16 protein-coding genes are annotated in these 20005 nt (G+C 66.6%); 14 read left to right on the top strand and 2 right to left on the bottom strand.

Annotated features, from left to right (window positions below; translation table 11 throughout):
• Positions 1-25: 25 nt before the first annotated feature.
• The 3 genes from WCE05_RS08275 (at position 26) to WCE05_RS08285 (ending at position 2160) form a co-directional block, all read left to right on the top strand.
• A complete protein-coding gene (locus WCE05_RS08275; protein WP_225787035.1) occupies positions 26-460 on the top strand; it encodes a thioesterase family protein in 435 nt (144 codons plus the stop codon).
• 50 nt (positions 461-510) lie between these two features.
• Positions 511-1491 (top strand): tRNA dihydrouridine synthase, encoded by a 981-nt coding sequence (locus WCE05_RS08280; protein ID WP_368815730.1) that lies wholly within the window; start codon positions 511-513, stop codon positions 1489-1491.
• Positions 1492-1716: 225 nt separating this feature from the next.
• Entirely contained in the window at positions 1717-2160 is a 444-nt protein-coding gene (locus WCE05_RS08285) for an Hsp20 family protein (protein WP_225787033.1), read from the top strand.
• 127 nt (positions 2161-2287) lie between these two features.
• Here the strand turns inward: WCE05_RS08285 and WCE05_RS08290 are convergent, their stop codons facing one another.
• Positions 2288-5584, bottom strand: a complete 3297-nt coding sequence (locus WCE05_RS08290) for a PAS domain S-box protein (protein ID WP_225787032.1) — start codon at positions 5582-5584, stop codon at positions 2288-2290.
• 61 nt (positions 5585-5645) lie between these two features.
• Complete coding sequence (locus WCE05_RS08295) at positions 5646-6524, bottom strand: LysR family transcriptional regulator (RefSeq protein WP_225787031.1); 879 nt, start codon at positions 6522-6524, stop codon at positions 5646-5648.
• Positions 6525-6657: 133 nt separating this feature from the next.
• Here WCE05_RS08295 and leuC point away from each other — a divergent pair, with 133 nt between their 5' ends.
• The 11 genes from leuC (at position 6658) to WCE05_RS08350 (ending at position 19963) form a co-directional block, all read left to right on the top strand.
• Positions 6658-8091, top strand: a complete 1434-nt coding sequence (leuC, locus tag WCE05_RS08300; RefSeq protein WP_368815731.1) for a 3-isopropylmalate dehydratase large subunit — start codon at positions 6658-6660, stop codon at positions 8089-8091.
• On the top strand, positions 8088-8732 hold the full coding sequence (gene leuD / locus WCE05_RS08305) for a 3-isopropylmalate dehydratase small subunit (RefSeq protein ID WP_225787029.1): 645 nt from the start codon (positions 8088-8090) through the stop codon (positions 8730-8732). Before leuC ends, leuD begins: the two co-directional genes overlap by 4 nt.
• Positions 8733-8927: 195 nt before the next feature.
• Complete coding sequence (gene leuB / locus WCE05_RS08310; RefSeq protein ID WP_225787028.1) at positions 8928-10010, top strand: 3-isopropylmalate dehydrogenase; 1083 nt, start codon at positions 8928-8930, stop codon at positions 10008-10010.
• A 63-nt stretch (positions 10011-10073) separates the two neighbouring features.
• Positions 10074-11186 carry an aspartate-semialdehyde dehydrogenase gene (gene asd / locus WCE05_RS08315; protein WP_225787027.1) on the top strand — a complete coding sequence of 371 codons (1113 nt, stop codon included), beginning with the start codon at positions 10074-10076 and terminating at the stop codon, positions 11184-11186.
• A gap of 138 nt (positions 11187-11324) precedes the next feature.
• Positions 11325-12329, top strand: a complete 1005-nt coding sequence (locus WCE05_RS08320; protein WP_368815732.1) for an aspartate-semialdehyde dehydrogenase — start codon at positions 11325-11327, stop codon at positions 12327-12329.
• A 70-nt stretch (positions 12330-12399) separates the two neighbouring features.
• Positions 12400-15066 carry a FimV/HubP family polar landmark protein gene (locus WCE05_RS08325; protein ID WP_368815733.1) on the top strand — a complete coding sequence of 889 codons (2667 nt, stop codon included), beginning with the start codon at positions 12400-12402 and terminating at the stop codon, positions 15064-15066.
• A 271-nt stretch (positions 15067-15337) separates the two neighbouring features.
• Positions 15338-16192 carry a tRNA pseudouridine(38-40) synthase TruA gene (gene truA / locus WCE05_RS08330; RefSeq protein WP_225787024.1) on the top strand — a complete coding sequence of 285 codons (855 nt, stop codon included), beginning with the start codon at positions 15338-15340 and terminating at the stop codon, positions 16190-16192.
• Positions 16193-16252: 60 nt separating this feature from the next.
• Positions 16253-16873: a phosphoribosylanthranilate isomerase gene (locus WCE05_RS08335; RefSeq protein ID WP_225787023.1), complete on the top strand. Its 621-nt coding sequence runs from the start codon at positions 16253-16255 to the stop codon at positions 16871-16873.
• A 252-nt stretch (positions 16874-17125) separates the two neighbouring features.
• Positions 17126-18019, top strand: coding sequence for an acetyl-CoA carboxylase, carboxyltransferase subunit beta (accD, locus tag WCE05_RS08340; protein WP_225787022.1), 894 nt, complete (start codon positions 17126-17128; stop codon positions 18017-18019).
• A complete protein-coding gene (gene folC, locus WCE05_RS08345; protein ID WP_368815734.1) occupies positions 18019-19326 on the top strand; it encodes a bifunctional tetrahydrofolate synthase/dihydrofolate synthase in 1308 nt (435 codons plus the stop codon). Before accD ends, folC begins: the two co-directional genes overlap by 1 nt.
• On the top strand, positions 19310-19963 hold the full coding sequence (locus WCE05_RS08350; RefSeq protein WP_253080970.1) for an SPOR domain-containing protein: 654 nt from the start codon (positions 19310-19312) through the stop codon (positions 19961-19963). Before folC ends, WCE05_RS08350 begins: the two co-directional genes overlap by 17 nt.
• Positions 19964-20005: the final 42 nt, after the last annotated feature.

The following is a 20005-nucleotide window of genomic DNA, read 5'->3' on the forward strand; positions in this document are numbered from 1 at the left end:
CGATCACTGACCAAGGGGAGCGGGCATGAGCTGGGACCTGGCATCGCCATTCATCATCGACCTTCGCGTCGCCACCGAGGACATCGACGGCCTTGGCCACGCCAACAACGCCGTCTACGTGACGTGGCTGGAGCGCTGCGCCTGGCGCCACTCCCAACGCCTGGGCCTGGACCTGGCCGAGTACCGGCGCCTGGACCGGGCCATGGCTGTGGTGCGCCACGAGATCGACTACCTGGCCGCGGCCTATGAGGACGACGAGCTGCAGCTGGCCACCTGGATCATCGACTGGGACCAGCGCCTGCGCATGACCCGGCGTTTCCAGCTCAAGCGCCCGAGCGATGGCGCGACCCTGTTGCGGGCGCAGACCACCTTCGCCTGCATCGAGCTGTCCAGCGGCAAGCCCAGGCGCATGCCGGCGGAGTTTCTCGAAGGGTATGGTCCGGCGCTGATCGGCGCCTGAAGCGGCGACGTTTTTGCTAGACTGGCGCCTTTTTCCGCCGAGAGCCTGACATGCAAATTGCCCTGGCCCCCATGGAGGGGCTGGTCGACAACATCCTGCGCGACGTCCTGACCCGGGTGGGTGGCATCGATTGGTGCGTCACCGAGTTCATCCGCGTCTGCGACCGCCTGCTGCCGGCGTCGTCGTTCGACAAGCTGGCCCCAGAGCTGCGCCACGGTGCGCGGACCGCGGCTGGGGTGCCGATGCGTGTGCAACTGCTGGGCTCCGATCCGGCCTGCCTGGCCGACAACGCGGTGTTGGCCTGTGAGTTGGGCGCACCGGTGATCGACCTGAACTTCGGCTGCCCGGCCAAGACGGTGAACAAGTCCCGGGGCGGGGCGGTGCTGCTCAAGGAGCCGCAGTTGCTGCATGCGATCGTCAGCGAGGTGCGGCGGGCGGTGCCGGCGCAGATTCCGGTGACCGCCAAGATGCGCCTGGGTTTCGACAGCCCGGACGCTGCCCTGGAGTGCGCCACGGCCCTGGCCGAGGGTGGCGCCGCGCACCTGGTGGTGCATGCCCGTACCAAGGTCGAGGGCTACAAGCCGCCGGCCCATTGGGAGTGGGTGGCGCGGGTGCAGGAGGTGGTGCAGGTGCCGGTGTTCGCCAACGGCGAGATCTGGACGGTCGATGACTGGCGGCGCTGCCGCGAGGTCAGCGGCGCCGAGGACATCATGCTCGGTCGTGGGCTAGTGTCGCGGCCAGACCTGGCCCTGCAGATCGCGGCGGCCCGCGATGACCGGGAATACCAGCCCATGGATTGGCAGGCCCTGCTGCCGTTGCTGCGTGAGTTCTGGCGCCAGGCCCAGGCCAAGTTGTCGCCCCGCTATGCGCCGGGGCGGATGAAGCAGTGGCTGGCCATGCTGACCCGCAGTTACCCCGAGGCCGTGGCGTTGTTCGCGCAGTTGCGGCGGGAGGATGACTGCCAGCGAATCAGCGGGTTGCTGGGTGTTGAGCAGGCAGCCGGCGTGAGCTTCGAGGAATGCGTTGCCTGAACGGGCCGTTCGCGGGCAAGCCCGCTCCCACAGGGTGGCTCTGTAAACCACATCAGCTGTGGTCGACCCGGACCTGTGGCAGCGGGTTTGCCCCTGCTCTGTGACCTGCAAAAAATTTTTTGCCCGCCTCTTGAAAACCTTTTGCCGGACCTTATCTCTTGAGTACGCGATGCCGAAGTCGGGTCGCGTAGTGACTTACTTGCTGAATCTCAGGAGTTTATGACCATGACCACTGCATTCTCTCTCGCTCCACTGTTCCGCCATTCCGTTGGCTTCGACCGTTTCAACGATCTGTTCGAGTCTGCGGCACGTAACGAGGCGGGTAGCAGCTACCCTCCCTACAACGTGGAAAAGCATGGCGATGACCACTATCGCATCGTGGTTGCTGCAGCCGGTTTCCAGGAGCAGGACCTCGACCTGCAGGTCGAGAAAGGTGTCCTGACCGTCACCGGTGGCAAGCGCGACACCAGCGCCGCAGACGTTACCTACTTGCACCAGGGCATTGCCCAGCGGGCGTTCAAGCTGTCCTTCCGCCTGGCTGACCATATCGAGGTCAAGTCCGCCGGTCTGGCCAACGGCCTGCTCAGCATCGACCTGCTGCGCATCGTGCCGGAAGAGGCCAAGCCCAAGCGTATCCCGATCAACGGCGAGACGCCGGCGCTGAACTGAGTTCGGCAACCTGCAAAAAGGGGCACTTCTTAGAAGTGCCCCTTTTTTGTGTTTTTGACAACCTTTTCAGGGTGTTCGAGACCATTGGGGCTGCAAAGCGGCCCCCAGCGTTTGTCCTTGAGAAGCGCTAATAATCCGCCGGCGCCTCCATCAGCATCTGACGAAACTCCGCCAACGGCAGCGGCCGGCTATGCAGGTACCCCTGATATAGGTGGCAACCCTGGCGTTCGAGAAACGCCAACTGCTCGCTCTGCTCGACCCCCTCGGCAATCACCGCCAGTTCCAGGCTGCGCGCCATGGCCACGATGGCACGGACGATCTCCGCATCGTTGGGGTCGACCGGGGCGTCGCGGACGAAGGTCTGGTCGATCTTCAGGGCATCCACCGGCAGGCGCTTGAGGTAGGTCAGCGACGAATACCCGGTGCCGAAGTCGTCCATGGCGAAGCTCACGCCGTAGCGCTTGAGCTCGCGCATCTTGCTGATGGTGTCCTCGAGGTTCTGGATGACGATGCCTTCGGTGATCTCCAGCTTGAGCATGCGCCTTGGCAGCCGGTAGTCGTCGAGGCTGCGCAGCACCCGTTCGACGAAGTCGTTCTGGCGGAACTGCCGTGGGCTGATGTTGACGCACAGGCTGAAGTCGTCGGCGTCGATCAGCCCGTCCTGCAGCATGTGCGCGCAGGCGTCGCAGGCTTCGTCGAGGATCCAACTGCCCACCTCGAGGATCAGCCCGCTTTCCTCCAGCACCTGGATGAACTGCGCCGGCGGCTGCTGGCCCAGCTGCGGATGATGCCAACGCAGCAGCACCTCGGCGCCGACGATGCGGTTGTCGCGGGCATCCACCTGGGGCTGGAAGTGCAGGGCCAGCTCGCCCCGGGCCAGGGCCAGGCGCAGGTCGTTCTCCATGCGCAGGCGCTCGCTGGCGGCCTTCTGCATGGTGGTATGGAACAGTTGCGTGGTGTTGCGCCCGGAGTCCTTGGCCCGGTACAGGGCGATGTCGGCGCGCTTGAGCAAGTCGGCCGGTGTCGCGCCATGGTCGGGGATCAGCGCCACGCCGATGCTCGGCGTCACCTGCAGGCGCTGGCCGTCCAGGGACATGGGCTCGGCCAGCAGCTCGCGCAGGGTGTCGGCCAGTTCGCGAACCTTGTTCTCCACCTGCTCGCGGCTACCCTCCAGGCCGCTGAGCAGCACCACGAACTCGTCGCCGCCCAGGCGCGCCACGGTGTCTTCCAGGCGCACGCTGGCCTCCAGGCGTGCGGTGATGATCTTGAGCACCGTGTCGCCCACGGGGTGACCGAGGGAGTCGTTGATGTGCTTGAAGTGATCCAGGTCGAGGAACAGCAGGGCGCCGCGCAGGTTGTGGCGTTTGAGCAGGGCGATCTGCTGGCTCAGGCGGTCCATCAGCAGGGCGCGGTTGGGCAGGTTGGTCAGCGGGTCGTGATAGGCCAGGTGGCGGATCTGCGCCTGGGCGTTCCTCAACTGGCTGACATCGCGTGCGGTGAGCAGCAGGCAGTCGGCCTCGTTGAGGCTGATCGGCTCGACCGAGACCTCCACGGTGAGAATGTCGCCACGCTTGTTGCGCCCGAGCATTTCCCGGTGATGGACCCGGCCATGCTCCTTGAGCTCGGTGAGCAGGGCGCTGCGTTGCTTGTCGTCGGCCCAGATGCCGATCTCGTAGACGCTGCGGCCGATCACCTCGGCGGCGCTGTAGCCGGTCAGCCGGCAGAAGCCGTCGTTGACCTCCAGGTAGCGGCCGCTCTTGCGCTCGGTCAGGGTGATGGCGTCGGGGCTGGAGTGGAAGGCCTTGGCGAACTTCTCCTCGCTGGCCTTGAGCGCCGCCTCGGCGCGCTGTTGCTGGGTGATGTCGCGCAGGGTGGTGACGCTGCACGGCTGGTTGTCGACCGTGATCAGGCGGCTGGAGATCACGCAGGTCAAGGCCGTGCCATTGCGATGGTTGACCACCACCGCCACGTTGCTCAGGGCCTGTTCGCGGATCACCCGTTCGATGCGCTGGGCGCGCTTGGCCGATTCGGCCCACAGGCCGATCTGCTCGGCGGTGCGGCCGATCACCTGTTCGGCGCTCCAGCCGAAGGTCTGGGTGAAGGCCGGGTTGATCTCGATGAACTGGCCGCTGTCCTGGCGGGTCACGCAGATCGGGTCGGGGCTGACCTGGAACAGGCTGGCGAATTTCTCCTCCGAGGCGCTCAGGCGCTGCTCACGCTCCACCTGGTCGGTGATGTCGAGCAGGGTGCCGGCCATGCGCAGCGGATTGCCCTGCTCGTCGCGGTACAGGCGCGCGCGGCTTTCGATGTAGCGGGAGGTGCCATTCTCCAGTTGCACCCGGTAGGTGATCTGGTAGTTGCCCGCCGGGCCTTCGCGCAGGCTGCGGTAGGCCTGGCGCATGACGTTGCGTTCCTGCTCCGGCACGCCTTCGAAGAAGGCCTCGAAGGATTCGTGGAAGGGCACCGGATCCAGGCCGTGCAACTGGGCGGCGCGGGCCGAGCCATAGAGCATGCCGCTGGGAATGTGCCAGTCCCAGGTGCCCAGCTGGGCCGAGTCCAGGGCCAGGTCCAGGCGCTCCTGGCTGTCCTTGAGGGCCTGTTCGGCGCGCTTGCGCTCGGTGGTGTCGACGAAGGTGCTGATCAGGTAGGTCACCCCCTCCATCTCGATGCCCTGGGTGCACAGGATGCCGTCATGCACCTTGCCGCTGCTGGCGCGGAACTGCACCTCCATGATCAGCGGGCCACCGTTGGCGCGGGTCGACTCCAGCACCTGGTGACGTTGCTCGGGATTGACCCACAGCCCCAGTTCCAGGCTGGTCTTGCCGATCACCTGTGGGCCGGGCCAGCCGAACATGTCTTCGAAATGGCGGTTGACCTCGAAGATCATGCCGTCGTGGCGGCGGGTCAGGAGGATGGCGTTGGGGCTCAGGTGGAACAGCGTGGCGAAGCGCTTCTCCGAATTGATCAGCGCGGTCTCCCGCTCGCGCTGGCGGGTGATCTCGCGGATCACCCCGATCATCTGCGGTCGGCCGTGGCGATCGTGGGTCAGGCTGCCGTTGATCTCCAGCCAGTGCAGGCTGCCGTCCGGCCAGCGGATGCGATGGCGCATGGCCTGTTCCACCGGCTCGCCGTCGACCACGGCCTGGAATGCCTGGCGTGTGCGGGCACGGTCTTCCTCGGGCAGCAGGTCGAGGTAGTCGATGTCGTTGGGCAGGGGCCGCTGCGGGTCGAAGCCGAACAGTGCCTGGGTGGCCCGCGACCAGCTGATCCGGCCGCTTTCTATATCCCACAGCCAGGCGCCCAGGTGGGCGCCGTTGAGGGCGGCCAGCAACTGTGGGGCGCTCTGCCAGGCCTGTTCCGATTCCTGGGGATCGGCCGCGAAGATGCGCGGCAGGCGCGGAAAGCGGTTTGCTGATTTGGGCATCGATACCAGACCTTTGGCGGATGGCGCGTCCTTGGAGTTGAAGTGCCGTGCTGACGACCGGTCAGGCGGGCCCTGCGTGGCTGTCGAGCAGGGCCATGAAGGCCCTGGCCGCGTTCGATAGCGTTCGCTCCGTATGCAGAATGTAGCCTAGCTGGCGCGACAGCTGAATGCCGGGCAAGGCGATGCGGGCAACCTGCTCATCGAGCATAGTACGCGGCAGTACGCTCCACGCCAGGCCGATGGACACCATCATCTTGATGGTTTCCATGTAGTTGGTGCTCATGGCGATGTTCGGTGTCAGGCCCTGGCTTTCGAACAGGCGCTGGACGATATGGTGGGTGAAGGTGTTGCCGCCTGGGAAGACCGCCGGGTGGCGGGCCACGTCGGCGAGGCTGACGGGGTCGATGCTGGCCAGGGGGTGTTCCGGAGCGGCGACGAAATCCAGCGCATCGTCCCACACCGCAACGGCGCGAACCAGGTGATGCGGTTCGGGGGCGAGGGTAATGACCGCTATTTCCGCTCGGCCATGAAGGATCTCATCGTAGGCCGCTTCCGAGTCGAGGAACTGGATATCCAGCGCCACCGCCGGGTGCTGGCGGGTGAACGCCCGCAGCAGCGGGGGCAACCGGTGCAGGCCGATGTGATGGCTGGTGGCCAGGGTCAGGCGGCCGCTCACTTCGCCGGTCAGGTTGCTCAGGGCGCGCCGGGTATCGTCCAGCACATTGAGGATCTGGTAGGCGCGTGGCAGCAGCGCGCGGCCGGCCTCGGTCAGGGTCACCTCGCGGCCGAGGCGGTCGAACAGGCGCACGTCCAGCTGCTGCTCGAGCCCGGCGATACGCTTGCTGACGGCCGGCTGGGTCAGGTGCAGGCGCTCGCCGGCCCCCGAGAAACTGCCGGTTTCGGCGATGGCGATGAAGGCGCTGAGGTTGGCCAGGTCCACGGTTTTTCGGATTCCTGTTGGTTATTCAAAGCATAAAAAATATGAATTTGAGTTATTCAATCTAACGCCATAGCATCGTCCGTACAAGCCAAGGGGTTATTGGCATAGAAAGACGCTGATGAGGAACAGTCTGATGGCTGGCAAAACGCTCTACGACAAACTCTGGGATGCGCATGAAGTCAAGCGACGCGACGATGGTTCGTCCTTGATCTACATCGACCGTCACATCATCCACGAAGTGACTTCGCCCCAGGCCTTCGAAGGCCTGCGCCTGGCCAACCGCAAGCCATGGCGCATCGATGCCAACATTGCCACCCCGGACCACAACGTACCGACCACGCCGGAGCGCAAGGGCGGCATCGAGGCCATCGTCGACCAGGTGTCGCGCCTGCAGGTGCAGACCCTCGACGAGAACTGTGACGAATACGGCATCGTCGAATTCAAGATGAACGACGAGCGCCAGGGCATCGTCCATGTCATCAGCCCGGAGCAGGGCGCTACCTTGCCGGGCATGACCGTGGTCTGCGGCGACTCGCACACCTCGACCCACGGTGCCTTCGGCGCCTTGGCCCACGGTATCGGCACCTCCGAGGTGGAGCACGTGCTCGCCACCCAGTGCCTGGTGGCCAAGAAAATGAAGAACATGCTGGTGCGCGTCGAGGGCCAGTTGCCCGCGGGTGTCACTGCCAAGGACATCGTCCTCGCCGTGATCGGCAAGATCGGTACCGCCGGTGGCAACGGCCATGCCATGGAGTTCGCCGGCAGCGCCATCCGCGAGCTGTCCATGGAAGGCCGCATGACCATCTGCAACATGTCCATCGAAGCCGGTGCCCGCGTGGGCCTGGTGGCGGTCGACGACACCACCGTCGCCTATGTCGAAGGCCGCCCGTACGCGCCCAAGGGCGAGCAGTGGAAGCAGGCGGTCGAGGCCTGGAAGGGCCTGGTTTCCGATACCGATGCGGTGTTCGACACCGTGGTCGAGCTGGACGCCTCGCAGATCAAGCCGCAGGTCAGCTGGGGCACCTCGCCGGAGATGGTCCTGGCTGTCGACCAGCGTGTGCCGGACCCGGCCGCCGAGCCCGACCTGATCAAGCGTGGCTCCATCGAGCGCGCCCTCAAGTACATGGGCCTGAGCGCCAACCAGGCGATCACCGACATCAAGCTCGACCGCGTGTTCATCGGCTCCTGCACCAACTCGCGGATCGAGGACCTGCGTGCCGCGGCCGAGATCGCCAAGGGCCGCAAGGTCGCCGCCAACGTCAAGCAGGCGCTGGTGGTGCCGGGCTCGGGCCTGGTCAAGGCCCAGGCCGAGCGCGAAGGCCTGGACAAGATTTTCCTCGAGGCGGGCTTCGAATGGCGTGAACCGGGCTGCTCCATGTGCCTGGCGATGAACCCGGACCGCCTGGAGAGCGGCGAGCATTGCGCCTCGACCTCCAACCGCAACTTCGAGGGCCGTCAGGGCGCCGGTGGCCGTACCCACCTGGTCAGCCCGGCCATGGCTGCCGCCGCCGCGGTGACCGGCCACTTCATCGATGTCCGCGAGTTGATCCAAGGGAGCGCAGCATGAAAGCCTTCACCCAGCACACCGGTCTTGTCGCGCCATTGGATCGCGCCAACGTCGACACCGACCAGATCATCCCCAAGCAGTTCCTCAAGTCGATCAAGCGCACCGGCTTCGGCCCCAACCTGTTCGACGAGTGGCGCTACCTGGACGTGGGCCAGCCCTACCAGGACAACAGCAAGCGTCCGCTGAACCCCGAGTTCGTGCTCAACCATGAGCGCTACCAGGGTGCCAGCGTGCTGCTGGCCCGCGAGAACTTCGGCTGTGGCTCGAGCCGCGAGCATGCACCGTGGGCCCTGGACGAGTACGGCTTCCGCTGCATCATCGCGCCGAGCTTCGCCGACATCTTCTTCAACAACAGCTTCAAGAACGGCCTGCTGCCGATCATCCTCGCCGACGAGGAAGTCGACGAGCTGTTCAGGCAGGTCGAGGCCAACCCGGGCTACCAGCTGACCATCGACCTGCAGGCCCAGGCCGTGACCCGCCCCGACGGCAAGGTGCTGCCGTTCGAGATCGACGCCTTCCGCAAGCATTGCCTGCTCAACGGCCTCGACGATATCGGCCTGACCCTGCAGGACAGCGATGCCATCCGCGCGTTCGAACAGCAGCACCGGGCGAGCCAGCCCTGGCTGTTCCGTGACGCCTGATCGGCCGCGCTGAGCCTTTGGCGGGCAAGCCCGCTCCCACGGGGATAGCCGCAGTGCGGTACCGGTGGGAGCGGGCTTGCGCGTCAAAGGGCTCGAGGCAACCACGCAAACGCCCGGATGTGCTGGTATCGTGGGCCGAACATTGGTTTTTTCCGGCGTGCCGCAGGCGCGCCGTCTGAATGGATAGAGGAAAGCATGAGCAAGCAGATTCTGATTCTCCCAGGTGATGGCATCGGCCCGGAAATCATGGCCGAGGCGGTCAAGGTGCTGGAGCTGGCCAACGACAAGTTCCAGCTCGGCTTCACCCTGGAGCACGACGTGATCGGCGGCGCGGCCATCGACAAGCACGGCGTGCCACTGGCCGACGAGACCCTGGAACGCGCGCGCCAGGCCGACGCGGTGCTGCTCGGCGCGGTCGGCGGGCCGAAGTGGGACAAGATCGAGCGTGACATCCGCCCCGAGCGCGGCCTGCTGAAGATCCGTTCGCAACTGGGCCTGTTCGCCAACCTGCGCCCAGCGATCCTCTACCCGCAACTGGCCGATGCGTCCTCGCTCAAGCCCGAGGTCGTCGCCGGCCTGGACATCCTCATCGTCCGCGAGCTGACCGGCGGCATCTACTTCGGTGCGCCACGTGGCCAGCGCGAGCTGGACGGTGGCGAGCGCCAGGCCTACGACACCCTGCCGTACAGCGAAAGCGAGATCCGCCGCATCGCCCGCGTCGGCTTCGACATGGCCCGCGTGCGCGGCAAGCGCCTGTGCTCGGTGGACAAGGCCAACGTCCTGGCGTCCAGCCAGCTGTGGCGCGAAGTGGTCGAGGACGTGGCCAAGGACTACCCGGACGTCGAGCTCAGCCACATGTACGTCGACAACGCTGCCATGCAACTGGTGCGCGCACCCAAGCAGTTCGACGTGATGGTGACCGACAACATGTTCGGTGACATCCTGTCGGATGAGGCTTCCATGTTGACCGGATCCATCGGCATGCTGCCATCTGCATCCTTGGATGCCGACAACAAGGGCATGTACGAGCCGTGCCATGGCTCGGCCCCGGACATCGCCGGGCAGGGCATCGCCAACCCGCTGGCGACCATCCTGTCGGTGTCGATGATGCTGCGCTACAGCTTCAACCAGCAGGCCGCCGCCGACGCCATCGAGAAGGCCGTCAGCCTGGTGCTGGATCAGGGCTTGCGTACCGGTGACATCTGGTCGGCCGGCTGCAGCAAGGTAGGTACGCAGGAAATGGGCGACGCAGTAGTCGCAGCGCTGCGGAATCTGTAATCTCTCTGGCCCGCCGTCGCTTTCCTGCGATGGCGGCCCACTTTTAGCAAAGGTGTAGTTGCGATGAAACGTGTAGGTCTGATCGGTTGGCGCGGTATGGTCGGTTCCGTGCTCATGCAGCGGATGCTGGAGGAGCAGGATTTCGACCTCATCGAGCCGGTGTTCTTCACCACCTCCAATGTCGGTGGCCAGGGGCCGAACGTGGGCAAGGACATTGCTCCGCTCAAGGACGCCTACAGCATCGAAGAGCTCAAGACCCTCGACGTCATTCTGACCTGCCAGGGCGGCGACTACACCAACGAGGTCTTCCCCAAGTTGCGTGAGGCCGGCTGGCAGGGTTACTGGATCGACGCCGCTTCGTCCCTGCGCATGCAGGATGACGCGGTGATCGTCCTCGACCCGGTCAACCGCAAGGTGATCGACCAGCAGCTCGATGCCGGGACCAAGAACTACATCGGCGGTAACTGCACCGTCAGCCTGATGCTGATGGGCTTGGGCGGCCTGTTCGAGGCTGGCCTGGTCGAGTGGATGAGCGCCATGACCTACCAGGCTGCCTCCGGTGCCGGCGCCCAGAACATGCGCGAGCTGATCCGCCAGATGGGCGGCATCCACGCGGCGGTGGCCGATGACCTGGCCAACCCGGCCAGCGCCATCCTCGACATCGACCGCAAGGTCGCCGAAACCATGCGTGGCGAGGCGTTCCCCACCGAGCACTTCGGCGTGCCGCTGGCCGGCAGCCTGATCCCGTGGATCGACAAGGAGCTGCCCAACGGCCAGAGCCGCGAGGAGTGGAAGGCCCAGGCCGAGACCAACAAGATCCTCGGCCGTTTCAAGAGCCCGATCCCGGTCGATGGCATCTGCGTGCGCATCGGTGCCATGCGCTGCCACAGCCAGGCGCTGACCATCAAGCTGAACAAGGACGTGCCGCTGGCCGACATCGAAGGCATGATCAGCCAGCACAACCCTTGGGTGAAGCTGGTGCCGAACCAGCGCGAGATCAGCATGCAGGAGCTGAGCCCGACCAAGGTCACCGGTACCCTGAACATCCCGGTAGGCCGTTTGCGCAAGCTGAACATGGGGTCCCAGTACCTGGGGGCCTTCACCGTCGGCGACCAGTTGCTGTGGGGCGCTGCCGAGCCGCTGCGGCGTATGCTGCGGATCCTGCTGGAGCGTTGATCGCGCCTTGCGCTTTACGGAGAGCCCGCGCCTTGCGCGGGTTTTCTATTTGGGGGCCGCTTAGGTACGGACACTCGATCTAAACCCCCAAGCCGAGTAAAGTGCCGCACCCTGAAGTTCCACCAGAAGGATCCTTCCATGACCCAGCCCATAGATATCGCCATCGTCGGCGCCACCGGCAGCGTCGGCGAAACCCTCGTGCAGATCCTCGAGGAACTCGATTTCCCGGTAGGCACCCTGCACCTGCTGGCCAGCATGGAGTCGGCGGGCAGCAGTGTGATGTTCGCCGGCAGGAAGCTGCGCGTGCGCGAGGTCGACAGCTTCGACTTCGCCCAGGTCAGGCTGGCGTTCTTCGCCGCAGGCCCGGCCGTCAGCCGCAGTTTCGCCGAGAAGGCGCGGCAGGCGGGGTGCTCGGTCATCGACCTGTCCGGCGGCCTGGACCAGGCCCTGGCGCTGGTGCCCGAGGCCAACGGCGAGCAGCTGGCGCAACAGCCTCTGCCCGTGCTGCTCGCCAGCCCCAGCGCCGCTGCCGTTGCCCTGGCCGTGGCCCTGGCGCCGCTCAAGGGCCTGCTCGACATCGAACGGGTCCAGGTGATGGCCTGCCTGGCGGTTTCGTCCCAGGGCCGGGAAGCGGTCAGTGAACTGGCCCGGCAGACCGCCGAGCTGCTCAATGCCCGCCCGCTGGAGCCGCGCTTCTTCGATCGGCAGATGGCGTTCAACCTGCTGGGCCGCGTCGGCGGCGCCGATGAGCAGGGCCATACGGCCCTGGAACGCCGTCTGGTCGGTGAGCTGCGCGTGCTGCTGGGCATGCCGGCGCTGAAGGTTTCCGTGAGCTGCGTTCAAGTCCCGGTGTTTTTCGGCGATAGCGTCAGTGTGGCGTTGCAGAGCCGCCGCGCGGTCGACCTGGCGGCGGTCAACGCGGCCCTGGAGGCGGCCGAGAGCGTCGAGCTGGTCGAGCCGGACGATTATCCGACGCCCGTTGGCGACGCAGTGGGGCAGGACGTGGTCTATGTTGGTCGTGTACGCCATGGCATCGACGAAGACGAGCAACTCAACCTCTGGCTGACCACCGACAACCTGCGCAAGGGAGCGGCGCTCAACGCCGTGCAGGTGGCCCGATTGTTGATAAAACATATGGCGTAAAAGATACTGGCGAGCACTTTGTCCTGCGCCATTCGCAGGTTTCGGGACGATTCTTACAAGGGAAGAGGTCATGCTTCGAATTCGCAAACTGGTTCTGGCCATGGCGGCAGCCTCGGCGCTGTCGTCCGGCATGGCGAATGCCCTCGGGTTGGGTGAGCTGACCCTCAAGTCGGCGCAGAACCAGCCGTTGGATGCCGAGATCGAGCTGCTCGACGTGCGCGACCTTACCGCCGCCGAAGTCGCACCGAGCCTGGCGCCACCTGAAGAATTCGCCAAGGCGGGGGTGGCCTATCCGTCCTATCTCGAGGACCTGACCTTCACCCCGGTGATCAACCCCAATGGCAAGAGCGTGCTACGGGTGACCTCCAGCCAGCCGCTGCCAGCCCCGGTGGTCAAGTTCCTGGTCCAGGTGATGTGGCCCCAGGGCCGTCTGCTGCGCGACTACAACGTGCTCCTGGACCAGGCCCAGGCACAGGGCGAACAGGCGGGGGCAGACAGCATCGCGCCTGCGCTGAGCGGGGCGGGCAGCTACACCACCAAGCGCCGCGACACGCTCTGGCAGATCGCCGCGCGTCATACACAAGGGGGCTCGGTCCAGCAGACCATGCTGGCGATCCAGGCCCTGAACCCGGACGCCTTCATCGGCAACAACATCAACCAGCTCAAGGTCGGGCAGGTCCTGCGCCTGCCCGACCAGCAGCAGATCCAGGGCATTCCCCAGGGCGAGGCGATCAGCGAGGTGGCCGAGCAGTATGCCGCCTGGCGCGAGGGCCGGCGCCTGGGCCCACCCGCCCGCCAGCTGGACGCGACCCGGCGCGGCGCGGCCGAGGCGGCGCCGGCGCGTATCGCCCAGGGCGATAACCTGCGCCTGGTCAGCCCAGGCAACCAGGCCGGTGCGCAGGATGCCAAGGCCCTCAGCGACCAGCTGGCCGTGGCCCAGGAGAGCCTGGACACCAGCCGCCGCGACAACGAAGAACTCAAGAGCCGCATGGCCGACCTGCAGAGCCAGTTGGACAAGCTGCAGCGCCTGATCGAGCTGAAGAACGACCAGCTGGCCCGCCTCGAGGCGCAAGGTGGGGCCGGGCAGACCCCGCCGCCGGCTGCGTTGCCTGGCGAACCTGCACCCGCGCAGCCGCCCGCCGAGGCCCAACTGCCCCCAGCCGAGCCAGAAGGCGAACCTGCGCCGCAGGCGGCTGCCGAGCGTGAGGCCGGGCAGCAGCAGGGCGTGCTCGACGAGCTGCTCGGCAACCCGGTGCTGCTGGGGCTGCTGGCCGGTTCGGCGTTCCTCGTCCTGTTGTTGCTGTTGCTGCTCCTGGCACGCAAGCGCAAAGCCCAGCAGGAGGCCGAGAAGCACCTGCGCATGGCTCGGGCGCTGGCTGAGGAAAGCGAGCGCAGCCCAGACCTGGACCTGCCTGCGGGCAGCTTCGGCGGGCTGGATGTGTCGGCGCCGAGCGTGAAGCTGGCGCCGGCCGTGGTGGCGGCGTCGGCAGCCGCCGCGGCGGCTGCCGAGAAGCCTGCCGCACAGACGGTGCAGGCCGCTGCGCCAGTGGTTGCGCCGGCCGAGCAGGACCTGACTGGCCAACTGCTGACCGAGGTCGAGCAGAGCCTGGCCCGTGGCCGCTTGAATCATGCCGCCGATCTGCTGGAGCCGGCGGTGGCCGCCGAGCCCCAGCGCAGTGATCTGCGCCTGAAGCTGATGGAAGTCTACGCTCGCCAAGGCGACCAGACCGCCTTCGCCGAGCAGGAACGCCAACTGCCGTCTTCCGAGCAGAACAAGGCGGTGGTCGATTCGCTCAAGGAGCGTTTCCCGGCGATGCTCGGCATTGCCGCCGCTGGCCTTGGCGCTGCGGCGCTGGCGGCCGAGATGGATGAGCAGTATGTCCAGGAACTGCTGCAGGACAGCGACCTGAAGCCGACTGTCGAGGAGCCGGAGCCCGTCGCCGAGGCAGCGCCATCCCCTGAGCCCGAGGCGGAGCCAGAGGTGGTCGATGAAGCGCCGGCGACCGAAGAGGACGACCTGGACAGCGCCTTCGACCTGAGCCTGGGTGACGACCTGCCGGTGGAGGATCCGCTGGATCCACCGATGCTGGACACGGCAGAGGCGCAGGTCGATGAGCAACAGGCACAAGAGGCTGCCGAGCCCGAGCCTGAGTCAGTGGCCAGCGAGACCGATGCCGACGCCGATGCCGATTTCGAGGCGCTGCTGGCCCAGGCCCAGGTCGAGCCGCAGACCCAGGACGACCTGGCCGATTTCGACCTCGACGTCGGTGAGCCTGCCGCTGCGGCGCCCACCGAGGATGGGCCGGTGGATGTGGCCGCGGAACTGGCTGCCTTCGACGAGATCCCCGAGTTCGACCCGATCTCCGAGCTGGAGCTGCCGGAGGACTTCGACCTGTCCCTGTCGCTGGACGACGACTCCCAGGCGGCCAAGCACTTCGCCTCGGAGCTGGACGATGTCAACGCCGAGCTGGACAAGCTGTCGCAGAACCTCGAGTCGCCTTCGCTGGAGCCGCACTTCACCGCCGAGGACGCGGCGCGCGAACCCGAGCCGCTGGACGACCTGGACTTCGACTTCTTCTCCGGCACCGACGAGGTCGCCACCAAGCTCGACCTGGCCCGCGCCTACATCGACATGGGCGACCACCAGGGTGCCCGCGACATCCTCGATGAAGTGGTCAAGGACGGTAGCGACGACCAGCGTCAGGAAGCCGAGGAGATGCTCTCGCGTTTGGTGTGACGCCTGCTGGTTGCGTGTAGCGGCCTTGCGGCTGCTGCGCAGCCGATCGCGGGCAAGCCCGCTCCCACAGGGGGGCGTTGCCTTTTCGGCCTCTGTTCCCTGCGCGACAGCGCAGCCCGAAGGGCTCGGTGATCTCCCACAGGGTCTTCTGCGGAACACCTGATGTGTGAACACCGCCGGCCCCTGTGGGGCTTGCCGGCAATGTCCGCCCAGGCACCGCCGTTGCCGCTATAATGCCCGCCTTCCCGTTTCACCCACAGGTTTCGCTTCCTTGGACATCAACGACAACGACACGGCCGAATCGGCGGCCGAAGGCTACTCCCGCATCGCCCTGGGCGTGGAATACAAAGGCTCGCGCTACCGCGGCTGGCAGCGCCAGGCCAGTGGCGTGCCCAGCGTCCAGCAGGCCCTGGAGCAGGCGCTGTCGAAGGTGGCCGACTCGCCGGTCTCTGTGGTCTGCGCCGGGCGCACCGATGCAGGTGTGCATGCCTGTGGCCAGGTGGTGCATTTCGATACCCGGGCCGTGCGCGACGAGCGCGCCTGGACCATGGGCACCAACTTCAACCTGCCCCACGACATCAGCGTCACCTGGGCACGGCCCATGCCCGCGGACTTCCATGCCCGCTTCAAGGCCACGGCGCGGCGCTACCGCTATGTCATCTACAACGACCCGATTCGCCCCGCGCACCTGGCCGAGGAGGTGACCTGGAACCATCGCCCGCTGGACATCGCGCCCATGGCCGAGGCCGCCAGCTTTCTGCTGGGCACCCATGATTTCAGCGCGTTCCGCGCCAGCCAATGCCAGGCCAAGTCGCCGGTCAAGCACATCCATCACCTGCGCGTCACCCGCCATGGCCGGATGATCGTGCTGGACGTGCGCGCCACCGCTTTCCTGCACCACATGGTGCGCAACATCGCCGGCGTGCTGATGACCATCGGCGCCGGCGAGCGCCCGGCCACCTGGGCCCGCGAGGTACTGGAAGGGCGCAACCGCCGCGAAGGCGGGGTGACCGCCCATCCCTACGGCCTGTACCTGGTGCAGGTGGAGTACCCGGAGACGTTCGTCCTGCCGCAACGTTACATCGGCCCACACTTTCTCACCGGCTTCGAAGCGCTGGCCGACTGACGGGCGAAACGTCATTTGCTAACATCCGGCCTTTCACCGATCACTCAGGGTTCGCTTTCCATGAGCAACGTTCGCAGCAAGATCTGCGGAATCACCCGCGTCGAGGACGCCCTGGCCGCGGCCGAGGCCGGCGCCGACGCCATCGGCCTGGTCTTCTACGCCAAGAGCCCACGCGCGGTGGACGTGCGTCAGGCGCGGGCGATCATCGCCGCGTTGCCGCCTTTCGTGACCACGGTCGGGCTGTTCGTCAATGCCACCCGCTGCGAACTCAACGAGATTCTCGAAGCGGTGTCGCTGGACCTGCTACAGTTCCACGGCGACGAAACCCCGGCCGACTGCGAAGGCTACCAGCGCCCCTGGATCAAGGCCTTGCGGGTGCGCCCCGGTGACGATCTCGAGGCCGCTTGCCGGCAGTATGCCGGCGCCCGCGGCATCCTCCTGGATACCTATGTGCCCGGCGTGCCCGGCGGCACCGGCGAGGCGTTCGACTGGTCGCTGGTGCCTGCTTCCCTGAGCAAGCCGATCATCCTCGCCGGCGGGTTGTCGCCGGACAACGTCGGCCAGGCCATCGCCCAGGTGCGCCCGTTCGCGGTGGATGTCAGCGGTGGTGTCGAGCAGGCCAAGGGCATCAAGGATGCGGCGAAGATCGAGGCCTTCCTGCGTGCGGTGAAGCAGGCGTGACAACGGATGTGACGGCGGGGCGCGCGCCATCGTCCATAGCTTTCGCAGCCCGGTGCTGCCAGGCCCGCCCTTGCGGCGGGCTTTTGCAGGGCGCCGGCATGACAGATTGACGATGGCCCGGCTGCCTGGCCGGCCCCGCCCCGTGCGGGCCCCGGAGCCGGTCCATCATCGTTTCATTGAAGAACATGAGCTCAAGGGCAGGGCATGGCCGGCCAGACCGGTCCCCGCCCGCCGATACTGGAGAAAGAAAGCATGAGCAACTGGTTAGTCGACAAACTGATCCCTTCGATCATGCGTTCCGAGGTGAAGAAGAGCTCGGTGCCTGAAGGCCTGTGGCACAAGTGCCCGGCCTGCGAGGCCGTGCTGTATCGTCCGGAGCTGGAAAAGACCCTGGATGTCTGCCCCAAGTGCAACCACCACATGCGCATCGGCGCACGCGCGCGCATCGACATCTTCCTCGATGCCGAAGGCCGTGCCGAGCTGGGCGCCGACCTGGAGCCGGTCGACCGCCTGAAGTTCCGTGATGGCAAGAAGTACAAGGACCGCCTGGTCGCTGCCCAGAAGCAGACCGGCGAGAAGGACGCCCTGGTGTCGATGAGCGGTACCCTGATGGGCATGCCGATCGTGGTCAGCGCCTTCGAATTCTCCTTCATGGGGGGCTCCATGGGCGCCATCGTCGGCGAGCGCTTCGTGCGTGCGGCCAACTATGCCCTGGAGCATCGCTGCCCGATGGTCTGCTTCTCCGCCTCTGGCGGTGCGCGCATGCAGGAAGCGCTGATCTCGCTGATGCAGATGGCCAAGACCTCGGCCGTGCTGGCACGCCTGCGCGAAGAAGGCATTCCGTTCATCTCGGTGCTCACCGATCCGGTCTATGGCGGTGTGTCCGCCAGCCTGGCGATGCTCGGCGACGTCATCGTCGGCGAGCCCAAGGCGCTGATCGGCTTCGCCGGCCCGCGAGTGATCGAGCAGACCGTGCGCGAGAAACTGCCGGAAGGCTTCCAGCGCAGCGAGTTCCTCCTCGAGCACGGTGCCATCGACCTGATCATCTCGCGCGGTGAACTGCGTCCGCGCCTGGCTCGCCTGCTGGCGCAGATGACCGGCCAGCCGACGCCGGCAGAAGCCCTCGAGGCGGCTGCCGTCGCGTGATGAGCCCACGTACTCTGGGCGACTGGCTCGCCTACCTCGAGCAGTTGCACCCCTCGGCCATCGACATGGGCCTGGAGCGTTCGCAACAGGTGGCTGCGCGGCTCGGGCTGGGCAGGCTGGCACCCCGGGTGGTGACGGTCACCGGCACCAACGGCAAGGGCTCGACCTGCGCCTTCGTCGCCGCGTTGCTCCAGGCCCAGGGTCTCAAGGTCGGCGTCTATGCCTCGCCGCACCTGCTGCGCTACAACGAGCGGGTGCGCATCGATGGCGTCGAGGCCGGCGATGAGCAGCTGTGCCAGGCGTTCGCCGCGGTCGAGGCCGCGCGTGGCGAGATCTCCCTCACGTACTTCGAGATGGGGACCCTGGCGGCGTTCTGGCTGTTCCAGCAGTCGGCGTTGGATGCCGTGGTGCTCGAGGTCGGCCTGGGCGGGCGGCTGGATGCCGTGAACCTGGTGGATGCGGACCTGGCGCTGGTCACCAGCATCGGGGTCGATCACGCCGACTACCTGGGCGACAGCCGCGAATCCGTGGCCTTCGAGAAGGCCGGGATCTTCCGCCAGGGCAAGCCGGCCCTGTGCGGTGACCTGGAGCCGCCGCAACCGCTGCTGGACAAGGCCCGCGAACTGGCCTGCCCGTTCTTCCTGCGCGGCCGTTATTTCGACCTGGCCAGCACCGACCAGCACTGGCAGTGGCGCGGCAGCAAGGCCGATGGCCGTGTCGTGGAGCTGCACGACCTGCCGCTGCTCGACCTGCCGATGGAAAATGCAGCCTTGGCCCTGCAGGCCTACCTGCTGATGGATCTGCCCTGGGAGGCCGGGCAGATTCGCCAGGCCTTGCTGGCGACCCGCGTCACCGGTCGCCTGGATCGCCGTGTGCTGCACTGGCAGGGCAAGCGCCTGGAGCTGCTGCTGGATGTGGGGCACAACCCCCATGCCGCGCAGTACCTGGCCCAGCGCTTGGCCGCACGGCCCGTCGGCGGGCGGCGCCTGGCGGTGTTCGGTCTGCTCGCCGACAAGGATCTCGAAGGCGTCGTCGCGCCGCTTGAGGGGCTGGTCGACCACTGGGCGGTGGCGCCGTTGGACACCCCGCGCAGCCGGCCGGCTGCGGAGCTGGCGGCAGCCTTGACGAACCTGGGTGCCTCGGTGAAGTCTTATGCCAGCGTCGATGCTGCCCTGGAAGGGCAGTGCGCGCAGGCGACGGCGGATGACCAGATCCTGCTGTTCGGTTCGTTTTTCTGTGTCGGCCAGGCCCTGGAATGGCTCGAGCGGCAGGCCCCGGAGGGTGGAGTAGATGGCAGTGCTGGATAAAGGGATGAAGCAGCGCATGGTCGGTGCGCTGGTGCTGGTGGCGCTGGCGGTGATCTTCCTGCCGATGCTGTTCACCCGCGAGGATGAGATGCGCCAGGTGCGTGTCGAGGCGCCCGAGGCGCCGGCCATGCCAAGCCTGCCCCAGGTGCAGGTCGAGCCGGTTGCGGTGCCGGAGCCCCAGCCGTTGCCGGAGGCGCCGGAGCAACCGCCGGTGGTCATCGACGAGTCTACCGGGCCAATGACGACGCCAAGCCAGCCGATCGCGCCGGCCCCGTCCGCGCAAGCGCCGGTCGCCAAGTCGCCGGCCCCGGCGCCGAAGGCCGAGAACCGTCCGGCACCTGCGGCAACGGCCACTGCCCCCAAGCCGGCCACGCCCTCCAGGATCGACGCCAACGGCCTGCCGGTGAGCTGGTCGATCCAGCTGGCCAGCCTGTCCAACCGCGCTGGCGCCGACAACCTGCAGAAGACCTTGCGCAGCCAGGGCTACAATGCCTACATTCGCTCCGTCGATGGCATGAACCGGGTGTTCGTCGGGCCGCTGGTCGAGCGCGCCGAGGCCGAGCGCCTGCGCGATGTGATCAACCGCCAGCACAACCTCAAGGGCTTCGTGGTGCGCTTCCAGCCGGAGCGCAGCTGAGCTGCACGACAACTGCCCTGCAGGGCGCACTGCCCCTTGTAG

Origin of the sequence: Pseudomonas sp. I2, from assembly GCF_040984075.1 — a bacterium.
GTDB lineage: Bacteria > Pseudomonadota > Gammaproteobacteria > Pseudomonadales > Pseudomonadaceae > Aquipseudomonas > Aquipseudomonas guariconensis_B.

What these genes read in the sequence shown, in the direction of transcription:
- WCE05_RS08325 (WP_368815733.1), top strand. Translation starts at nt 12,400, where the DNA reads ATGCTTCGAATTCGCAAACTGGTTCTGGCCATGGCGGCAGCCTCGGCG.
- WCE05_RS08335 (WP_225787023.1), top strand. Translation starts at nt 16,253, where the DNA reads ATGAGCAACGTTCGCAGCAAGATCTGCGGAATCACCCGCGTCGAGGAC.
- accD (WP_225787022.1), top strand. Translation starts at nt 17,126, where the DNA reads ATGAGCAACTGGTTAGTCGACAAACTGATCCCTTCGATCATGCGTTCC.
- WCE05_RS08275 (WP_225787035.1), top strand. Translation starts at nt 26, where the DNA reads ATGAGCTGGGACCTGGCATCGCCATTCATCATCGACCTTCGCGTCGCC.
- WCE05_RS08290 (WP_225787032.1), bottom strand. Translation starts at nt 5,584, where the DNA reads ATGCCCAAATCAGCAAACCGCTTTCCGCGCCTGCCGCGCATCTTCGCG.
- folC (WP_368815734.1), top strand. Translation starts at nt 18,019, where the DNA reads ATGAGCCCACGTACTCTGGGCGACTGGCTCGCCTACCTCGAGCAGTTG.
- WCE05_RS08320 (WP_368815732.1), top strand. Translation starts at nt 11,325, where the DNA reads ATGACCCAGCCCATAGATATCGCCATCGTCGGCGCCACCGGCAGCGTC.
- leuB (WP_225787028.1), top strand. Translation starts at nt 8,928, where the DNA reads ATGAGCAAGCAGATTCTGATTCTCCCAGGTGATGGCATCGGCCCGGAA.
- WCE05_RS08285 (WP_225787033.1), top strand. Translation starts at nt 1,717, where the DNA reads ATGACCACTGCATTCTCTCTCGCTCCACTGTTCCGCCATTCCGTTGGC.
- asd (WP_225787027.1), top strand. Translation starts at nt 10,074, where the DNA reads ATGAAACGTGTAGGTCTGATCGGTTGGCGCGGTATGGTCGGTTCCGTG.
- leuC (WP_368815731.1), top strand. Translation starts at nt 6,658, where the DNA reads ATGGCTGGCAAAACGCTCTACGACAAACTCTGGGATGCGCATGAAGTC.
- leuD (WP_225787029.1), top strand. Translation starts at nt 8,088, where the DNA reads ATGAAAGCCTTCACCCAGCACACCGGTCTTGTCGCGCCATTGGATCGC.
- WCE05_RS08350 (WP_253080970.1), top strand. Translation starts at nt 19,310, where the DNA reads ATGGCAGTGCTGGATAAAGGGATGAAGCAGCGCATGGTCGGTGCGCTG.
- WCE05_RS08280 (WP_368815730.1), top strand. Translation starts at nt 511, where the DNA reads ATGCAAATTGCCCTGGCCCCCATGGAGGGGCTGGTCGACAACATCCTG.